General features: G+C 49.8%; 11 protein-coding genes. 7 read left to right on the top strand and 4 right to left on the bottom strand.

The genetic code is table 11. From position 1 onward, the window contains the following. Positions 1-315 precede the first annotated feature (315 nt). Together M1L52_RS04380 and M1L52_RS04375 are read left to right on the top strand one after the other, a co-directional pair. Positions 316-558, top strand: coding sequence for a hypothetical protein (locus tag M1L52_RS04380; protein ID WP_248613621.1), 243 nt, complete (start codon positions 316-318; stop codon positions 556-558). Continuing rightward, complete coding sequence (locus M1L52_RS04375; protein ID WP_248613620.1) at positions 555-866, top strand: type II toxin-antitoxin system RelE/ParE family toxin; 312 nt, start codon at positions 555-557, stop codon at positions 864-866. Before M1L52_RS04380 ends, M1L52_RS04375 begins: the two co-directional genes overlap by 4 nt. Before the next feature lie 3 nt (positions 867-869). Here M1L52_RS04375 and M1L52_RS04370 read toward each other — a convergent pair whose 3' ends face one another. After that, positions 870-2231 carry a sodium-dependent transporter gene (locus tag M1L52_RS04370; RefSeq protein WP_248613618.1) on the bottom strand — a complete coding sequence of 454 codons (1362 nt, stop codon included), beginning with the start codon at positions 2229-2231 and terminating at the stop codon, positions 870-872. Between the two features lie 70 nt (positions 2232-2301). Between M1L52_RS04370 and M1L52_RS04365 the strand changes: the two genes are divergently transcribed. After that, a complete protein-coding gene (locus M1L52_RS04365) occupies positions 2302-2691 on the top strand; it encodes a VanZ family protein (protein ID WP_248613616.1) in 390 nt (129 codons plus the stop codon). Between the two features lie 12 nt (positions 2692-2703). Here M1L52_RS04365 and M1L52_RS04360 read toward each other — a convergent pair whose 3' ends face one another. From M1L52_RS04360 to M1L52_RS04350, 3 genes are read right to left on the bottom strand one after another with little or no spacing between them, the layout of a single operon-like run. After that, a complete protein-coding gene (locus M1L52_RS04360; RefSeq protein WP_248613614.1) occupies positions 2704-4398 on the bottom strand; it encodes a DUF4842 domain-containing protein in 1695 nt (564 codons plus the stop codon). Between the two features lie 5 nt (positions 4399-4403). Further along, positions 4404-5195, bottom strand: a complete 792-nt coding sequence (locus M1L52_RS04355) for a hypothetical protein (protein WP_248613612.1) — start codon at positions 5193-5195, stop codon at positions 4404-4406. A 55-nt stretch (positions 5196-5250) separates the two neighbouring features. Next, the gene (locus tag M1L52_RS04350; RefSeq protein ID WP_248613609.1) at positions 5251-16257 is read right to left on the bottom strand and encodes a LamG-like jellyroll fold domain-containing protein; all 11007 of its coding nucleotides are present in this window, start codon (positions 16255-16257) and stop codon (positions 5251-5253) included. A gap of 334 nt (positions 16258-16591) precedes the next feature. On the opposite strand from M1L52_RS04350, the gene M1L52_RS04345 reads away from it, so the two are divergent. The 4 genes from M1L52_RS04345 (at position 16592) to M1L52_RS04330 (ending at position 18354) form a co-directional block, all read left to right on the top strand. After that, positions 16592-17131, top strand: a complete 540-nt coding sequence (locus M1L52_RS04345) for a D-Ala-D-Ala carboxypeptidase family metallohydrolase (RefSeq protein ID WP_248613608.1) — start codon at positions 16592-16594, stop codon at positions 17129-17131. Positions 17132-17172: 41 nt separating this feature from the next. Further along, entirely contained in the window at positions 17173-17574 is a 402-nt protein-coding gene (locus M1L52_RS04340; RefSeq protein ID WP_248613607.1) for a hypothetical protein, read from the top strand. 90 nt (positions 17575-17664) lie between these two features. Continuing rightward, positions 17665-18147 carry a DNA-binding protein gene (locus M1L52_RS04335; protein WP_248613606.1) on the top strand — a complete coding sequence of 161 codons (483 nt, stop codon included), beginning with the start codon at positions 17665-17667 and terminating at the stop codon, positions 18145-18147. Positions 18148-18237: 90 nt separating this feature from the next. Further along, complete coding sequence (locus tag M1L52_RS04330; RefSeq protein ID WP_248613605.1) at positions 18238-18354, top strand: smalltalk protein; 117 nt, start codon at positions 18238-18240, stop codon at positions 18352-18354. Positions 18355-18600 lie beyond the last annotated feature (246 nt).

Here is an 18600-nt window from a genome sequence, read left to right as displayed (position 1 = left end):
AGAACTGCCAATAACGGATTACGAAATTGGCAGAACTACATTTTCTAATACAAAAAAAAACAAAGCCAGAAGCCCTCAACTTCTAGCTTTTTTCGAGCTTTTTCTTTGGGGATTCAGAAAAAAAGTACTTTTGTCCCCGAATACAACGCGGAGATCATGGGGACAGGTTTTTGAATGAATTCGTTGAATTCACTTCAAAAACAGTATCTGTCCCCATGATCCCGTGACGCGTTAAAAAACCGCTGAAAGCGCAGGATTATCGGGAAATTGTTGTATATTTGCACCATCGAAACCAATTAACATAAAGGAAATGTTATGAGTACAGCGACACTAACAAGTCTTCTTGACTATCTCTATGGCACACTCTCGCCGAACAATATGCGCTGGGTGGGGGAACACCTCATAGAGCAAGCAAAGAAAGAGGAAAACGAGCGGTTGCGCCCCTACACGATGCAGGAGATTGACGAAATGCTTGACGAGGCAGAAGCCGCCTTTGAGGCCGGTGAGTACCTGACTAACGACGAAGTGTTCCACCACAAGGAAAAAGTAAGCGTATGAAGATTCACTGGCACAAGCAAGCTGCCGCCCAGTTGCATCAGGTAGAGGAATATGTCCTGCGGGATTTTGGCGAGCGCATCCGTCAGGAATTCATGGACGAGGTTGAACAGGCTACGCATGCCTTGGCCGACATGCCCACGATGGGCAAGATAGACCCTCTTTTCGCCCATCGTAAACAATGCTACCGAAGCATCATAGTACGTCGGCTCAACAAGATTGTCTATTATGTCAAAGGCGATGCCCTCTACATAGCCGCTTTCTGGGACACCAGACGTGAGCCAAAGGCACAAGCCAGACAGACAAAGTGATCCCTAGAACACTCCTAACTGGTGGAGGAAGATGGCGAGGATGCAGAGCGGACAGACGAAGCGCACGAGGAATAGGAAGAGACGGAAGAACGTGTCGCGCAGAGTACCGTCGTTAGTGAACTCGTCATATACCACCTTGCGGGGCACCACCCAGCCAATGAAGATGCATGTGAGGAAACCTACGATGGGCAGGAATATCTGACCAGTGACGAAGTCAAAGAGGTCGAAGAGAGACATTCCCAGAACCGTGAGACCGTCATAGCCGCTCAGTGACAGCGAACAGAACACACCGATGAGCGAGGCCGATGTTACGACGAGCAGTGTGGCATTGCGACGCGAGATCTTCAGCTCTTCATGACAGAATGCCGTAGCTACCTCTACGAGCGACATTAGCGACGTGAGGGCGGCAAGGGTTAGCAGCGAGTAGAACATCAGTGACATGCTGTACTGAAGCACCTGTGAGGCTCCAAAAGCCTGCTGGAACACGTTGGGAAGGGTTATGAAGATGAGCGACGGACCACTGTCGGGTCTTACACCCACGGAGAATGCTGCGGGGAAGATCATGAGACCTGCCAGAATGGCTATGAAAAGGTCTATGACGCTTATCTGAATGGCAGAGTTAGAGAGGTTGGTCTTACGTGTGAAATAGCTGGCATAGGTGCACAAACAGCCCATGGCAATGGAGAGCGAGTAGAACGACTGTCCCAGTGCGGAGAGGAACACGTCGTGGGTTACTGACGACCAGTCGGGCTTCAGCATGAAAAGTATGCCTGCCTCGGCGTTGGGGAGCATGCACGATGCCACGACGATGATGAGCAGCAGGATGAATAGGGTAGGCATGAGCACTTTTGACGCCCGCTCAATGCCGCTCTGGACACCGCTGCGCACTATGAAGAACGTCATTGACATTATTACTAACAGCCATATCAACGGCTTGAAGCCGCTTTGGGTGAAAGAGGTGAAGTACTGCTGGAAATAGGCGGGCTCGCCCGACATGTGTCCTACTATGGATGCCCACATGTACTGCAGACACCATCCGCTGACGACGGCATAGTAGCCAGTGATGAGGAAGCCGGTGAGCACACCCATGAACCCCACAATGGTCCATGCCGTGCCGCCTGACATTTTACGATAGGCACGCGCGGTGTTCGACTGTGCATGACGACCTATGATGAACTCGCTGAGCATGCAGGGGATGCCCAACAGAAGCACACACGCGAAATAGATGATGATGAACACGGCACCGCCGTTCTCGCCTGCCAGATATGGAAAACGCCACACATTGCCCAAGCCTACGGCAGAGCCGGCAGTAGCAAGGATGATGCCTATCTTTGACGCAAAATTACCTCTTTCTGTTTGTGACATATCAAATTGTAAGAAAAACTTTGCAAAATTATAAAAATATATTATTTTTGCACCTCGTTTTTGAATAATTATGACTAAAATGCGTGTTTTCCTATCAAATTATAGGTTTTCGCTGTTGTGTACAGCGCTGATATGGTATCTTTCTATCTGGTTCATGCCGCCCGATATTCCTGAGTTGCGTAACGTGGCTTTCATTGACAAATGGACACATTTCGTGATGTATGGCACGCTGACAAGCATCATCTGGTGGGAGTATCTGCGCCGGCGCAGCACTCTTCAGCCGCTGCGCCTGTTTCTCTTCGCATGGCTTGCGCCAGCGCTGATGAGCGGAGTCATAGAGATTATCCAGGAGACATGCACCGCCACCCGCGCTGGCGAATGGCTCGACCTTGCAGCAAACACAACAGGCTGCACTATCGGTGCAGCCTGCGGAATGATTATGAAATATGTTAGAGGTTAGAGGTGAGACCTCTCACTTCTTATCCCTCTTTACAACTTTTCCACTTACTGGATATTTATACCAGTCCTGTGCCTTTGTGTGGTCGGCCGACCATGTGTTGAACTTAGGATAGGCATCCTTGATGCATGTCGTCTCAGTAGGCCACTGCCACTTTTCAGGAATGACGATGCCATGAGGATCCTGACCTACGGTAGCAATCTTGATGTAGTAGAAGTCGTTGTCATAGTCCATCATATTCTTGTCTTCATCAGAGTGCTTTGCACCGAGCACGAAAGAGCAGGTCTGGAAGTCGAAGCCTTCCGGTTTAGGCAGCGTTATTTTTACGGGATTAGCCGATGCGCGACCGGTGTTCACCAAGGTTCCGGTTGCTACGTCCAGCAGTGAGTGAAGCTCCTTGTTCCACACAGGTGTATAGTCCTTGTATGTCTTAGCATTCTTATTGTCGAAGCCAAGCCACAGCTGACGGGCACCGCCGAGAGCCACGAGCGTGATGTCAAGCTTTGTGCGGTCGTTCTTGTTTTCCTGAACCTCTATCACGCAGTCGTTCAAGTCGTAGTCGCCATAGTCCTTGTCCTCCCATACATATGTCCATACCTTTGGTTCAGATGGCTCTGGCGGAACAGGAAGACCCTCGGCCTTCTCTACACGGTCGGCACCATAGGGCATCCAGAACATACGGTCGTTGTAGTCCCAGTTGTCACCATCCTCACATCCCACGAACACATAGCCATTGAACATATATACCTTTACTCGTGAAGAGGTGTCGTCAAGCAGATTGCCATTCTTCATCAGGTGTAGGTCAAGTATGTCGCCCTGTGAGAAGTAGGTACACAGATTGCCATAACTGTCGCGTCCGTTGAGATAGTGACTTGGCACTTCATAAGCCTGCATTTCGAATGACATCTTAGGTGTAATCCAGCCGGCAGGATAGTTGTCTATGATGTGGAAGGAGTCTTTGTTCTCAGTCGTTCCACCAGGATACCAGACGTAAAAAAGATCATCGTCAGGACCACTATTACCGCCCAAATATGCCAGCAACAGACTATTGGTGTCGTATGGGTTCTTGCGTACCTGTATGATATTGGTATAGTCACTGCCGCCAATGACAGTGCGGTTGTCATTACCCTCAGGCAGTGCCTTCTTCAGTGCACGAATGAAGCTGTAGTAGTCTTTGATGTAAGACATAGTGCTCTGTGGCGGGTTGATAACCGTTGCAGCCTTGTATCTGCGTGCAGATGCCTGATTAGGTGCCTTGTCAATGAACGATACCGACGCATCTACACCAGGTATGAACGGACGGGCTATGCACTTGCCGTCTTTCGTCACACAGGCAGCATAGAGCATGCTGTCGGCAACGAATGGCGAACGGAATCGGAGTGTTACCTCATTGCCGTTGGTAGCCGCTGAGGAAGCCAGTATGGCATTTGTTTCAGCATAGGGGTGGGCGTTGAGCACACGCACCTCGAAGATGTCCTGCAAGTCAGCATCTGCAATAATCTTCACGCTATATTCCTTTGTGAGCACCCAGTCTTGCTGCTTGTCGATAGTTATGCCCAACACTTTCTCAGCATAGCTGACACGCTCTGCGTCTGACGGCACTGGCTTCTTCTGATACTTGTCCATGTCGTGCTCGCAACTGTTCAGAGCCAGCAGACAGCCGACAGCCATTATTCCAGAAAAATACCATAGTCTTTTATTCTGTTTCATAATTCCTAAAATGTTAATGTAACCTTGTTTGTTGTATTCTTATTTATTACTACAGGCTTATTAAAGGTATAGACACCATTCTTCTCCTTGCTGTAGTAACGCACTTGCATGTTCTCGCCATCTGTGTTGCTCAACACGCTGAACTTCTTGCCAAGCCTGCCTGTGCCGCGACACTCATCGCCAACAAACACTGCCACTTCATCTTCGATGGAAGGAGTGAATGGCGGGTTGTCCTGAAGAGTCACGTCAAGATAGCTTATGATAGGATATTTCGTAGCGCCATTCAGGAACTGCGGCTCAAACTCTTCGTCAACGCCATAGGTGCGCTCTGTTGCGAACGACTCATTGCCTGTTAGGGTGAATATCTTATGCAGCTTTGCACAATAATAGCGCAGGCTGAAGTTAACATTGCGGTCCTCGTTGTTGCCACGTATCTTCAGCACGAAATAGATGTTGCCGCTCTTGCTGACGTTACGTGTTGAAGGGGTGGCACGGCACTCGTTGCCAATGAACACTGTCATGCAATCGGCATCGGTAGAATAGCGTACCAACTCTTCCTGCAACTGAACCATGATGAACATAGAACTCTCATAGTTCGATGGGTCGGGTGCAATCCAGTTTGGTACAGGGTCATTGCCCATAAGCAGCTGGTTAATGTTCCACTCCGGATATGCTGAAGTAGCAAACGTTGCTCCATCATTATTATCTTCTTCCATTGTAGAACAGCCAGCAAAAGCAAACATCAGAAAGAGCACCAAGCTCTTCCATACGCCCCTTGTAATATAAGTAGTATTCATAATCGTATAATCTATTTTCACCCCCCTCCCCTCGGGAGGGGTAGGGGGTGGGTATTTACTTAATTACCTGTTTCTTTCCGTTAAAGATATACACACCATTCTGTGATGGCTTGCCGTTGAGCTTCACGCCTGCCACGGTGTACCAGCCGTCAGTATGGATCATGTCACGCTGTGTGAAATTGATCTTCGTCGGGTTGGTGGGACTACCGCTGATGGCATTAGCCTCATAGGTCATCACATCGCCTGTAGTGGCAATGATGTCATCACCGCGCTCGATGGCGAACGATAGCGGAACCGTCACGTCGCCTCCGATGTTAAGGTAGAAGATGTCCTCTTCACCATCGATAGACTGTGCGATGCAGGTCTCTCCAACCTTTTCACCGGCAGCATATGCCACGAGCTTGTCGCCTTCCAGCATGTCAATGCCCTCAACTCTTGCCACCAGGTTCATTGTTGTAGCATTGCGAGATGTCTTCTTACTCTTTAATTCAGATGAAGAGCTACCGTCAATGAAGATCGTTCCCGGCTCGTAGTACGGATAGCGGAAGAAGATGGTGTCCTTCTTCAGGCGGCGGAGCATATAGCCCTCACCGGGCTTCATGTATTTCAGAGTGCCATGCCATTTGCCACCACCGGCACCGTCGTTCACGAACATTGCAAATTCATGCTGGTTCTTGATGACATCGCCGTCAGAAGCATGGTCGTAATACTCTGCCAATGCCGTTGCCACGGGCAGGTTCACCATCGGTGTGTAACCAATGCTGTTCCAGTTTGGCTTTACTACTATGGTGCGGTCCTTATCAGTCTTGAAGCTTGTGCCCCAGAAGTCTATTTTATTATCGTGCTTAACCTTCACGCGATAGCAGTATTCATGCGACAGTTTTATCTGGTTAATGCTCTTGTCGCTGTTGCAGTTCCATGTTCCGTCTCTGTAGATAAGTGTCAGGTCTTCAGAGTCCTCGGTCATGATGTCGCCCTCCTGCCATGGGAACATGTTGAGAATTGAAGGCACACTCTCAAAGGCAGCGTTGTACACATTGAAAGATATCCAGTTCCAGCCCTCGTTGAGGCTTATTCTCTGCATATACTTGTCATCGGTGAACATCATGATAGGATCTGACACAGAGCCTGCGATGGTCTGTTCAGCAAAGTTAACCAGCTTTGAAGTGCTCAGCTGCATTATCTTGCCTGTTGTGTAGTGCCACAGGCTGAAGAACAGGCGGTTGGCAACTGTTGTGCTGTCATAGATAGTCATGTAGAGCATGCTCTCTCCTGTCTCTGAATTATACTCGATATTGTTCACACCCATGCAGCGTCCATTCTGGTCGAAGGCAGCCACCAAGTCGCGTGAGTCGGTGACCATGGTATTGCCTACGAACACCTTTCCGATGACGTTCATCGAATAGCGCTTTATCTGTGGGTCAACAGTCCATTCCGGTTCTTCGCCTTCAATGGTGATATCCAAAGCCAGAGGCTCCGACATTCCGTCTTCATCAGTCAGATAGATGATGTCGTCATAGGTGCCCACGTTAACGTCCTTGCTGATGGTGATGAGCACATGGTCTCTATCCAGGGCGTCAACAATGTTGCTTACCTTGTCAACCGTCATCCAGCGTGGCAGATTCTCAATGGTGTAGGTATGTGCCTTACCGCTGTTGTTTATGATGTCAAGGCTGATATAGTTCTGCTGGCCTACCTGCATTACCTCTGTGTAGCGCTTGGTGTCCCATGTCAATGGGTTGCGGTTCACGAAGAAGCACTCCGTTGCTGGCGATGACATGAAGTTACCGTTCTTGTCAGGAATATCTGATACGGTGACGTAGATCTTGCGCTTGTTGATGCGCGAGCTCTGTTCGTCGATGTTAACCAGCAGCTGGTTGTTGCGTCCTACGAAGCTGAAGTTCAGGTTGCGCAGTGACTCGTGTGCCTGCATAGGTGCACCAACATTACGGTCAATGCGGTTTTGGATGTCATTGACGGGGTCAACGAACACGCTGTCGTGCTGCTCTGATGGCTTGCCGTCGTCGTCATATTTCACCACCTTGTTCAGCGGGTAGGGCTCCATGACGAGCTCACCGCCCTTCTGGCGTTCCTGATGGTCGAAGTCCACATAGGTCAGCAGACCCTTCTCAGTGCCACCGGGTGCCTTGTTTGTATAACGCTTGATGAGCGTGATAGGCAGTGCCTGCTCAAACAGGGCTATACCATCTATGTAACCCGTCAGGGCATGTTCCTCAAGCACTGTGGCATCGCCTTCCTTCTGGTAAACAGTGTTTCCTAAGTAGAAGCGAGTACCGAGCATACCGCCGAGCGAATCGGGAGTGAACTGTGCCTTCAGCTCGTTGTCGATATAGATGCTGGCCACGTTGCGTGGACGGTTCACTGTCATTGCATAGTGGTGCCATACATCATTGCAGAGCTCGTCGCCTAAGTTATATTCATATTTGTTGCTGCGATACCACAGTATGTGATCCTCAAAACCAATGAAGAACTTGTTCTTGGCACCCTCGTCAGTCTTGCGGCCTGAGCCGTTAGCTATCAGCGTACCGTTTTGCTCACCGGTTTTGAACCAGAACATCAGTGTGTAGTTCTGCTCCTCGTCGCGCTCGAAGAACTTTGGAATGAGCTGCAGACCCTTGTACTTGCCTGCGCGCTGCTCGTTCTTGTCAAATTTCAGCGACATGCTCTGAGGCAGTGTCCATGTGGTGCCGATCAGTGTCAGATGACCACCCTGTGCCAGATCCTGGGCAAAGATGCCCTTACCGTCGTTCATCGGGTAGTAGTCGGTGAGTCCGAGCTCATAGCCTGTGAGCAGCTTGTTACCATAGCGGTTCAGTGTTGCAAGGTCAAGTGCGCGGTTCCACACGCGGGCTTCCAGCATTCGACCCTTGTAGTACTTCCTAAAGCCGTTAGATGCACCGTAAACCAATGCGCCGTAACCGCTGTAGGTCACATTCTCGAACTTGCCGTCCTGTTCCTCGCTGTAGAGCATCAGCTGTTTCTTGCTGTTGTCTAATACCATGGCCACGCGCTGGAATCCAGTGGTGTTGATGGTGTTGTTGCCCAGCAGCTCACGTCCGTCAACAATGGCCTTGAGCTTCTTGTCCTTCGTCAGCCACAGCTCCAGCTTCTTGCCGTCGCTGCCGTGTGAGAAGATTGGCATTTCCTCAGCAATGTCGTTGGGCTTGATCATCATCTCAATGGTGAAGCTCTTTTCTGCAAAGTTGCGGCGTGCCTGTGACAAGGCAAAGCCTATGCCACCGAACATCAGTGATGGAGACTCCTGTACAGAGGTCTCATTGGTCTCGCCCATCACCTCGAAGTTAGTGGTTTCCTGCAGGTAGTTATATTCTATGTCCTCAGAGAAATTGAAGACGATGTTGTCGCCGGCAGCCAACAGTCCGTCCTTTGGCTCTGGCGTACCGAAGAGCTCCGGACGGCGTGTATCCTTGACGCCTGTCAGCACCTTCGATGAGTTGGTGAGGAACGAATTGCCATTCCTGCAGAACAGTACTGCACGCAGGTCGTAGCCTTTCTCCATCACCTGACCGTCGCCGAAGAATCGTGCAACGATGTTTCCGTTCTCAGGTATCATCTCCTTCGTACCTGTTGCAGCACGATAGATGGTAGAGTCGGCATAGTATCCGCAGAGGTTTGTCCAGTAGTCGTCGCCTCGTGTAGCCTCCTTGTACTGGAACTCTATGTGGTCGAAGTTATGCTGGTTCTTGTTGAAGCCGCTGATGATGACTGGCAGATACCAGCCTTTGCCTTCCTCGTAAGGTGCGTCGCAGTTCATTATCCACTTGTCGCCAGGCGAAGAGATGGCAATGTCGCCTGCGGTCTGCAGGTAGTGCACATCGAATGCCACCGTCTGATTACAATCTAAGTCGCCCTGTGAGATGACGCCTATCTCAAGGCCCTTATAGTCGAACTTCTCGCCGGCATATACCTCGAGGGTCTTCTCTGTCACCTGTCCCGGGCGTATCTCAATAGTGCGTCCGTTACCGGAAAGAGGTATTCCGTCAACCATCATCTTAGCACCGTCAGGATTAGTCCTCTCAACCTGATAGATGTCAAAGTAGAAATAGGCAGCCTCAGGCTGTTCGCTCTCGTTGGTAAGGTAGAGCTTGAAGCGGGCGGGCTCGCCGAACGGCACGCCGCTGATGCTCTGCTTGTCCATCTTGATGATAGGGTTCTCAATCTTCTTCGTGCGCTCGTCAAGCATTGTGCCCGTCTCGTGGAACAGAGTCTTGCGCTCGTCCTCCCATGGACGGCAGGTAGCGCCGGCACGTGTGCGATAGACGAAGCTGCGTGAATAGGTGAACTTGTTTACATCGACCTCCTTCTTCATGTGGTCATAGTTGTAGTCCACCATGTCGTAGAAGTTGTTGTTATAGAACACGTCGAGTGGGTCGGTGCTCTTCAGATTGTCGGTCTTGGTCTTTACGCGATATACATCGAAGTTTAGATGGCTCCTCTTATCCATGCTGATAGAGAAGCTCTCTGTGCGTGAGTAAGACTTTGACTCGGTGTTCTTTGGAGTGACGCTGAAGCTCATGGATGGTGAGAGGCTGAACTTGAATGTGAAGCCCACGGCCTCTACACTGATCTTCAAGCCGTCCTCATCGCCGTCGAGCTGTGTTTCGCTTGTTGTCTTGCCTGCCTTACCAGTAAGAATGTTGGCAAGAATCTTTGCTACTACAGGTCCTACTATTGCTACCACACCCATGAGGTCATCGCCTGTCTTGTTGTCGAAATAGCCGGCAGTGCCTGCGGTGATGGGGCTCACGAAGGAGTTAGCCACTGAGTAGTCGCTCGAGAATGTCTCGCTATAGCTCAGAGAGCCGCCACCGTCGATATCGAAGTTCTTAACCAGGTCTCTGGCTTCCAGTTTCTCTTTCTCGTTCTGGGCAATCATCTCTACCCATTTCAGCATGTTCTGCTGGTAGCGTGCCACCTCATTCTCAGTGTTGGCAGGTGCATCCTTTGGCAGAATCATCTTGTACTTCGAGCCGAAGTCGGGATCGTCCTTACCGACCAGTGACAGATAGACGGGCTTGCCAGTAGCCTCTGCCTGTGCCTTTGCCTCGGCCTCAGTGCCTGTGAACATCAGTGAGAGTATGTGCTCTGTCAGTGAAGGCAGGAGCTGCTTGACGATGTAGTCCTGTGAATGTACGAACGTTGAGTTGACAACAGGTCCGTAGGTCACCACCTCGTCACGTACGAGGTGCAGCAGACTGTCGTTCTCGTCACGTCCCTGGGCTATCTCTATCGTGCGACCTGACTTCAAGAGTCCGCCCATCTGACGGAACACGCTGTCAGGGATGGCACGTATTGCTGTGGCAGGCTTCACCACAATGTTCTGGTCAACACCGATATAGAGGTCGCCAGCGGCACCCACCAGCTTCTTGTCGGTGCTGGTAGAGATGTCTTCCTTGGCTGTCATGGTATAGTTGAACGCACGCTGTCCGCTGCCCGACCATACCAGGTCTATTGATGTTCCGAAGGTGCTCGAACCACCATTGTTCACACCACCCACGGCACCGGCACCCATTGGGGCAACAACAACACCTGTGAAGCTGTTCACGCCAGAGCCTATGCCAACGTTGATGCTTACACCAGCGCTCCACTTCATGTCCATGGTGTATGAGTACTTCAGTGTAGAGCCCTTGCTCAGCGTAGCCTTAGAAGCGCCACCGGGCGGGTCGCGCAGCACGTCGATGAGCTGTGGTGTAGAGTAGCTGATGATGTCCTTGGCACCTTGCTGCTGCTGAATATTTAATATGTACGCGCGTAGAGGCGTTGCTTCGTAGTGCGTGCCGTCCATCTCCAGTGTCATGCTCACCGTGCGCAGAGCATTCTTGCCAGTGAGCAGGTATGGCGTCTGTGCAGCTTCCAGCACATAGTTGGCCTCGCCCACGCTGTCGAGCTTCACCACTTCGCTGTGTGTAGAGCTTACCATGCCGTTGTGTATGGTCACCTCGCCTCCGCTCAGCTTGATAATATCCACGGTGTCGCTCTTAGCATAGTTGTTGTAGTAGTAGCGCTCGGTAGCCGAAATCTTGATGCCATACTTCTTGTCTATGCTGAACACCGGATAGCCGAAGGTATAGACCGTCTCCAGCGAGTCGCGCTTGCCCTTAGGCCAGTTGGCTTTTTTCACTCCGTAGGCCAGTGCCAGCTTCTCCTTCGTACCTGAGAGGTTCTTGAATGCATAGTAGCGGTCGCCGAAGTAGCTGAATGGGTCGAAGCCTTGCTGCTTGTAGTCAATGATGACTGGCGAGTGATAGATGCGGCTGTACTTAGCGTTATACTCCTCTTCCACCTGGTTGATGACAACGCCCATGGCGGTCTTCCACTCACCGTTGATGGTATCCTTATGGAGTGTCAGCGAGTCAGAGAGGTCGATAACGTCGTTCATCTGTCCGTCCTGGAACAGTGTGGCATAACCCTTGGCAGTGATCTGCTGAATCTTCCACTTCACAGGCGGGAGCATCACCTCGTATTCACCTGTATGCATATCGGGAGTGATAACCATACGGTTCAGCGTGGTGACAACTGTTGTCTTATATTCATATTTCTTGTCGTGAGCTTTGTGTACGAATACCTCTTTGCGCTCCTTCTTGTTGCGGTCCTTGATGTCCCATACCAGTCGTGAAGACTTGTCACCCTCCAGTGCGAGCACCATCTCCAAGTCGTCGCCCAGGTTGTTGCGTGACAGTGAGTTGCCCAGAGGTATCGCGCCCTGATCCTTACCACCGACAACACGTCCGATGAGCTTCACGCGGGTGTCGTCGTAGAACATTATGCCTGCATTGTCGGCTGTGAAGTCATATTTCGTCTTGGTGTCGGGGTCGTTGTCGCTCTCGTGATAGATACCGTCGCGATAGAACGTGTGGCCGTTCATCACGGCCTGAATGCTGTCGTGAGCACCACTAAGCACACGGAAGGCAAATTTACCCTCGGCATCGGTGGTCACCTTGCCTGCGGCATTGTGAACCTCATAGCCATCGACCTTGAACGATACGCCCTGTACTGGGATGCTCGTGCCGTTGTACTGCACATAGCCGCTTACCTTGACGCTCTGTGTAATCTCGAACACAACGTCCTTCAGCACGTTGTCACCGGGCTCAGTGCCGAAGGTGATGGTCTTTGGATCTACTCCAATCAGCGTAGTGGTCAGTTTGTAGTTGGTCTCCTTCTCATCGATATATGGCAGCTCGCTCAGGCGGAAGAAGCCGCTCTCGTCGGTCATGCTGGATACCTCGGTGTTGTCGGCCAGTGTGGTGATGACTTTCTTGCCTGGTATGCCAGTGCCGTCGGCGAAGCGCAGGTAGCCCTCCACGGTAGCTGTCTGCACGCAGGTGCCCTCCACTGCTTTGGTCTCGTCGTAGTTGAGGCCCTCACAGCTGGTCACGCCGCGCACCTTGTATTCATACTTGTGTACAGGCGATGTGCCCTTGTCTTCATACTGCATCTCGGTAGGCAGGGTGGCAATGAGTGTCCACTCTCCCGTTGAGGGGTTGGAAGCTGTTCCCATGTCGCGACGCCATACCTCATAGTAGTCAACAGGCTCGTCATCAACGTTGGCCCATGTGAGCAGTGTTGATGTCTGCAGCGTCTGTACAATAAGTGAGTTCTGGTCTATGTGGCCTAAGTTCTCATAGTAGAAGGCAGGTATGGTTGTTGACGGTGCACTAATCTCCTTCTGAGTGTTGTCTTCCTGCTTGGGAACGGCTAAGCCGTATTTGTCTATCATCCAGTTGCTGCCCAGGAGTTCTACTCTCTGCTCATTGCTCTTGCCTGCCACACTGCTGGCTAAGGCAACGCTGTTCATCACTTGGATGGCTTCGCCGTTGACAACCTTCCAGTTGGTAGAACCCAGCTGCGTGACGAGTTTGTCAACTGTCATGTTGTTTGCATCATCACTCATGTTGAAGCCCCAGTTGTTGGTGCTGTTGGGAGGTGTGAAGCCCATGTTACTGTCGCTGCAGAGGCCATAGTATCTCAGACCGATGTATGCCTGGCCATTCTCCAGACAGTTGTTCATGCGTGTCTGGTTCCAGCCGACAAAGCTGACGAATGCAGCTCCCTTTGTGTTGCCTGTTCCTGTAATCTTTCCGTCGAAGAGACAGTTGTCAAGATTGTTAAGTTGATATTGGCCGCCCTGGCCGATAAAACCACCATTGTAATCGCCTCCCTTGGTTTCTGCAGAAACACGGCTGTTGGTGATGGTAACAGAATAACCTGAAATACTTGCTATTATACCTCCTACATATTTGGTGCCTAGTATGGTGCCTGTCACATGCAGGTTCCTGACGGTGCAGTCATAGCCATTGAGGAATAGGGCAGCATCGCCGTTTCTGCTAATGTTTGCATGTATCGTGTGGCCATTACCATCGAAGATGCCATAGAAATTGGTTTCCGTCATAGGAGTAGTGACGGTGATGTCGGCTGCCAAGACTGCATTGATATCTCTCTTGTATTTCGCCTCCTTGAGGAAAGCATCCCAGTCGGCAGCGTCGCCAATGACGAAATAGTTACTATACTTGTTGTACTCCTTGGCGGCATAGCTGTTGATGATGTTCAGTTTGCCGTCAGACATGGGTCTTCCCCACGTGTCGCAGGCGTCAGTCTTTGTAGAGATGTCACTTGGGGCGAACAGGCTGTTCTCAATGGTTGCGATGCCATTGACAGAAGCCAGGAAGCCTCCGTTGCTGTTGCTCTCGCTGCCCTTGAAGGAACCTTCGAACCTACTGTTGCGTATGGTCACGTTGTTGTTGGCATTTACTACTGATACGAAACCGGCCCAACGGGCATTGCCGCTCTTGGTGGATATAAGTTCTGATGACACGACGCAGTTCTCTATCAGCAGGTCGCCCTTTGTCTCAGCCACCAGTCCTGCAGTATATTCCCTGCTGCTTTCTATTGTGCCTGCCACGTTAAGGTTGCGGATGACAGCGTTGGCGGCTTGCTTGAACGGAGCGAGGTAGCTATAGTCGCCATTATTTACATTGTAGGTTACCTTGTGGCCATTGCCTTCGAAGACACCTGTGAAATATTTTAACTGTTCCGAAACTGTGATGTCTGCCTCCAGCGATACAAACTTCATTTTGTCATTGTCCACCAAAGCATTCCAGTCAGCAGCAGTACGTATCTTGATAAGGTCAATCTTCAACGGCAGCGGTGACTTAACGCTATCTACTAAGAACTCAATCTTGTAGTTTACGCACGAGCGCTTCAGCGTCACCACCTTCTTGCATGCCGACATCTCTTCGGCTGTGAGCACGTAGGTGGTGGTATCTACTGGAGCCTTGTCGCGGTTATACGACGTGATGAGCATCTTCATCTCCGCGCGGTTGTCCCACACGGCTCCACTCTCGTCGGCATACTGCCATGTAACGTTGATGGTGCGGTCGGCCTCGCTCTCCCACTTAGCAGCATAGTCGCTTATGCGCAGCAGATGGAGCATGTTCAGCGACATGCCTATATTGGCAGAGGCAACATTATCGGTAAGTCCCCACAACTGCTGGGCTGCGGAGCGCACCACGATATATCTAACCTGCGGAATAGCTGTGCTCAGATCCATGTGCTTAGCTTCCAGACTGCTTATGAGCGTCTCGTCTCTGTAGGTATAGTCTGTGGTGGCATCGTCGAGCGGCGCATTGCCAATGCTCTCCATGTCCTCCATCTTGCCTGTCAGAGAGCGCAAAATGATGAACTGGTCGCCATCAACAACGTCCTTGTACTTCGGCTCCTTGGTCTTCCATTTCAGCAGCACGGTGCCGGCATTAACCAGACTGTCCTTCTTGAATCGCAGTAACTCGGCGCTCAGGTTCAGCGGATTGTGCATCACGGCATCGTCATCATTTTTAATGGTCTTAGTGACGATACCCACCTGCAGCTTGGCTGTCAGCGTGAGGTCCTTGTGCTGCTCGGTGGCAGGCACCATGATGAAGTTAGAATAGGTGTTCTTTGTGAAAGTCATGCGACTGATGGTCTTCGTCTCACCTTTCTCATTGGTATATTTGCCCTCAATCCAGAGTATGGGCTTATCACACGAGAACGGGATCTTCAGCATGTTCTCCTCGCCCTTCTCCGTGCCCGGAATCATGTCGTAGGTCTCAAAGGTCACGTCGTCGGCCGATGGCCATGTTTTCATCACGGGCAGAGCTTTGCCATAGACATACGTCCATGAGCCGGCCTTCTCACCGTTCATCTTTGTCTCCGCTTCCGATTCACTTATATCCTTACAGTCGGAAGCCATTTCGCCCCAGTTGTAATATGATATACACAGGGTACTGTTGTCGTTCTTGCCCCATACCACGGTACCGCCACTGTTATAATAGCTGAAGCCGGCATGGTTTATACTGTTGTATGTGCCGCTCTCATAGACACGGTGCATAGTCCAGCGTCCGCCGCTCTCACCCCAGCCCACAATGGCACCGCCAAAAGAGTCGTTGGCACCGTTGGCAGTAAGTGTGCCGCCAAACTTACAGTCGGTAACAAAAACATCAGACTTGCCGGCATTGCCAATGAATCCGCCCACAAATTTTTCTATAGTAGTGATATTGGCGTTCACCGATACTCGCTCAATGGTGATGGGTGAGGAGTCAGCAGTATGGCCAATAAGTCCGGCAGTATGTCTGTGGCCGTTGACAGAGCCTATCACATTCAGGTTCCTGATGGTCACTTCTTTCACCGATGGGAAAGGAGCAGCATAGTAGTTGTTTCCCCAGTCAATTTTGACTCTCAGCGTGTGGCCGTTGCCGTCGAACACACCTCGGAAAGGAGACACATCCAAACCAACAGGCTCAGTGATGGTGATGTTAGCATCCATGATGGCGTTAACATCCGACTTTCCTGCTGCTTTACGCACCAGATCATTGAACTTGTTCCAGTCACTTCTACTGCGAAGCACGTAGTAGGTTCGGTCACCTATAAACGTGGTTTCCAGGTCATCGTCTGCCCAAATGCTTTGTGGCATGAGCAATGTCAAAAGAGCTATCAGCAGCACTTTCTGCCAATGTTGTCTTCTAATAGATTGAAATTCAGTAATCATAATGATTATTATTGATAGTTGATAGTCAATACGATTGTTAACTATTTAAGGGTATAAAGGTAATAATTATTGTTCGTTTCTTACGTACAATATTATTGCTTTAACTATAATATTAAAAAAAATTAACACTTTTCGCGCTTATCGGCGGCTAATTACCTGATTTTCTTGTAACAGTTAAATAGTTTGAAAAACGAGCAATTTTAACAAATAAAGTTTGGGAAACGAACCTTTTGTGCACTGTTAAACAATAATTTTGCCCCCGAAAACCAAAAAGAAACTATTCATAAAAACAAATAGTAAACATGTTAAACAATCAAACAAACAACACACAACCATGAAGAACAATTTTATGAACAAAAACAATCGAGAGACATTTAAGGTAGAGTGGAACGACCCTAAGAACGCAGGACTAGACCTGGACCAGGGCATAGACTATGACGAGAGGCTGGCACCTCACTTCACACTTAGGGAGATGTGCTACTCGCAAACATGTGTACGACTGGGGATAATAAACCGTATGAACCAGCCAGAGGTGATCATTGCCCGACTGAGGACACTCTGTCAGAAGGTGCTCGAACCACTGAGACAGGCATGCGGAAAGGTGGTAGTGGTAAGCGGATACAGGTCGGACTGCGTGAACTATGTAGTAGGGGGAGTGACAAACTCACAGCACCGTCTGGGCGAGGCTGCCGACCTTTATACACCCACCAAAGAGAGGGCACGCGAGTATTTTGATTTCATAAGGAATAATCTCGAGTTCGACCAACTGCTCTTGGAACGAAATACCAAGACTGGCCATTTCTGGGTACATGTGAGCTACACCGAAAGGAGACCGAACAGACAGATGGTAAAAACTCTCACCTCTAACCTCTAAAAAACATATTATATATTATACGAAACACTAAGAACCAAATTATGGAAACAACAGCTGAAATGAAACTGGCTGCCGCCAGAGAGAAGATGGCACTATTGAGAGAAGCCCGACAGACCGTGACCAAGGAAGTGGAGAAACTCATGGAGCATAATGAGAGCGACGGACTCTCATGGGTAGGAACGACGACAGACCTGATGGAGGCGCTCTACTGTGCCTTCGAAGAGCAGTCGCTTACTGACGACTGCGGACTGCCACTGAGCTTTATGTCGATTGTTAAGCACTGCTGTGTGGTGCTTCACGTTAAGATGCCACGCAATCCATATAACATGGCAAAGAAGGGTAAAAGCCGCAAAGGAATAAAGAAACAGAGCATTATTAGCCGTACTACCCACATGCCTACCACAATGTCTACCCATATCAACTATTGTACGTATGAAAAATAGTCCTTACCTTTGCATTGTCAATCGCGAAAGACACACAAAAACAAACAACAAACTTTAGTAATTAACAATTTAAAAAACACACAAGAAATTATGACAGTATTTGTAAAGAAGTATCAGAACACTAATGAGAAGATGACAAAGATGTACCGCAAGTGGTATGGTAAGACTGTAATCGTTGACAAGGTGGAGATAGATCAACTGGCCAACGAGATCCAGGACAACTGCACAGTGAAGCGCTCAGACATTCTGGCAGTGCTCTCAGAACTCGGTCCCGCAATCAAGAAGGAGCTGCAGCGCTCAATGAAGGTCTATATCCCTTATCTTGGCTCGTTCAAGATGGTGGTACACAGCACCGGTACCGACACCCCTGAGGACTATGATGTGAATACCAACATCGTGTCTATCCGTCCTCGATTCATCCCTGAGACAAAGTTGGACAACAAGCACCGTGTCGCCGAGCTCGTAAGGGGCGTGCGCATATCTGAGCTGCCTAAGAACATGTCTTATCTTGCCGAAGACGGTGAAGAGAACAACGACACTCCCAGCGGTGGTGCAGTAGAAGAGCAGCCTTAAGCTGTAGTAGCTTCAGTAATAAGAAGTAGGGTGGGAGGAGGGCTTTCAAATTAATATCATGAATTAACACACAAAACACTTTTAAAAGAAATGGCAGATAACAAGAACTCAAATACCTGGGGAATACTCATGAAGGTAATCATAGCAATAGCATCGGCGCTGCTTGGCGTACTCGGAGGCGTAGAAGCCAGCACCTTACTGCAATAAAGCTCCCCTTTATGTATAAACGGAATGAGGACGTGTCATAATTAACCACAACGGATTTCACGGATTAAACGGATTTTCTAAGTTACTGATTATCAGTAGGGCTTAAATCCGTAAAAACCGTGAAATCCGTTGTTTTTTTTTATTACCTCAAAACTTTTGGGCTTTTTTCTTATTAATGGACGAAAATCTGCGAGAATTGGACAAAAATAGGGACACGAAAAAGATTTTCGTGAGATTTTTGAAGAT

Source organism: Prevotella sp. E13-27, assembly GCF_023217965.1.
In the GTDB taxonomy this organism is placed as follows: domain Bacteria; phylum Bacteroidota; class Bacteroidia; order Bacteroidales; family Bacteroidaceae; genus Prevotella.
Note: the sequence above shows the minus strand (reverse complement) of the source record. Positions and strands in the feature narration are given on the sequence as shown.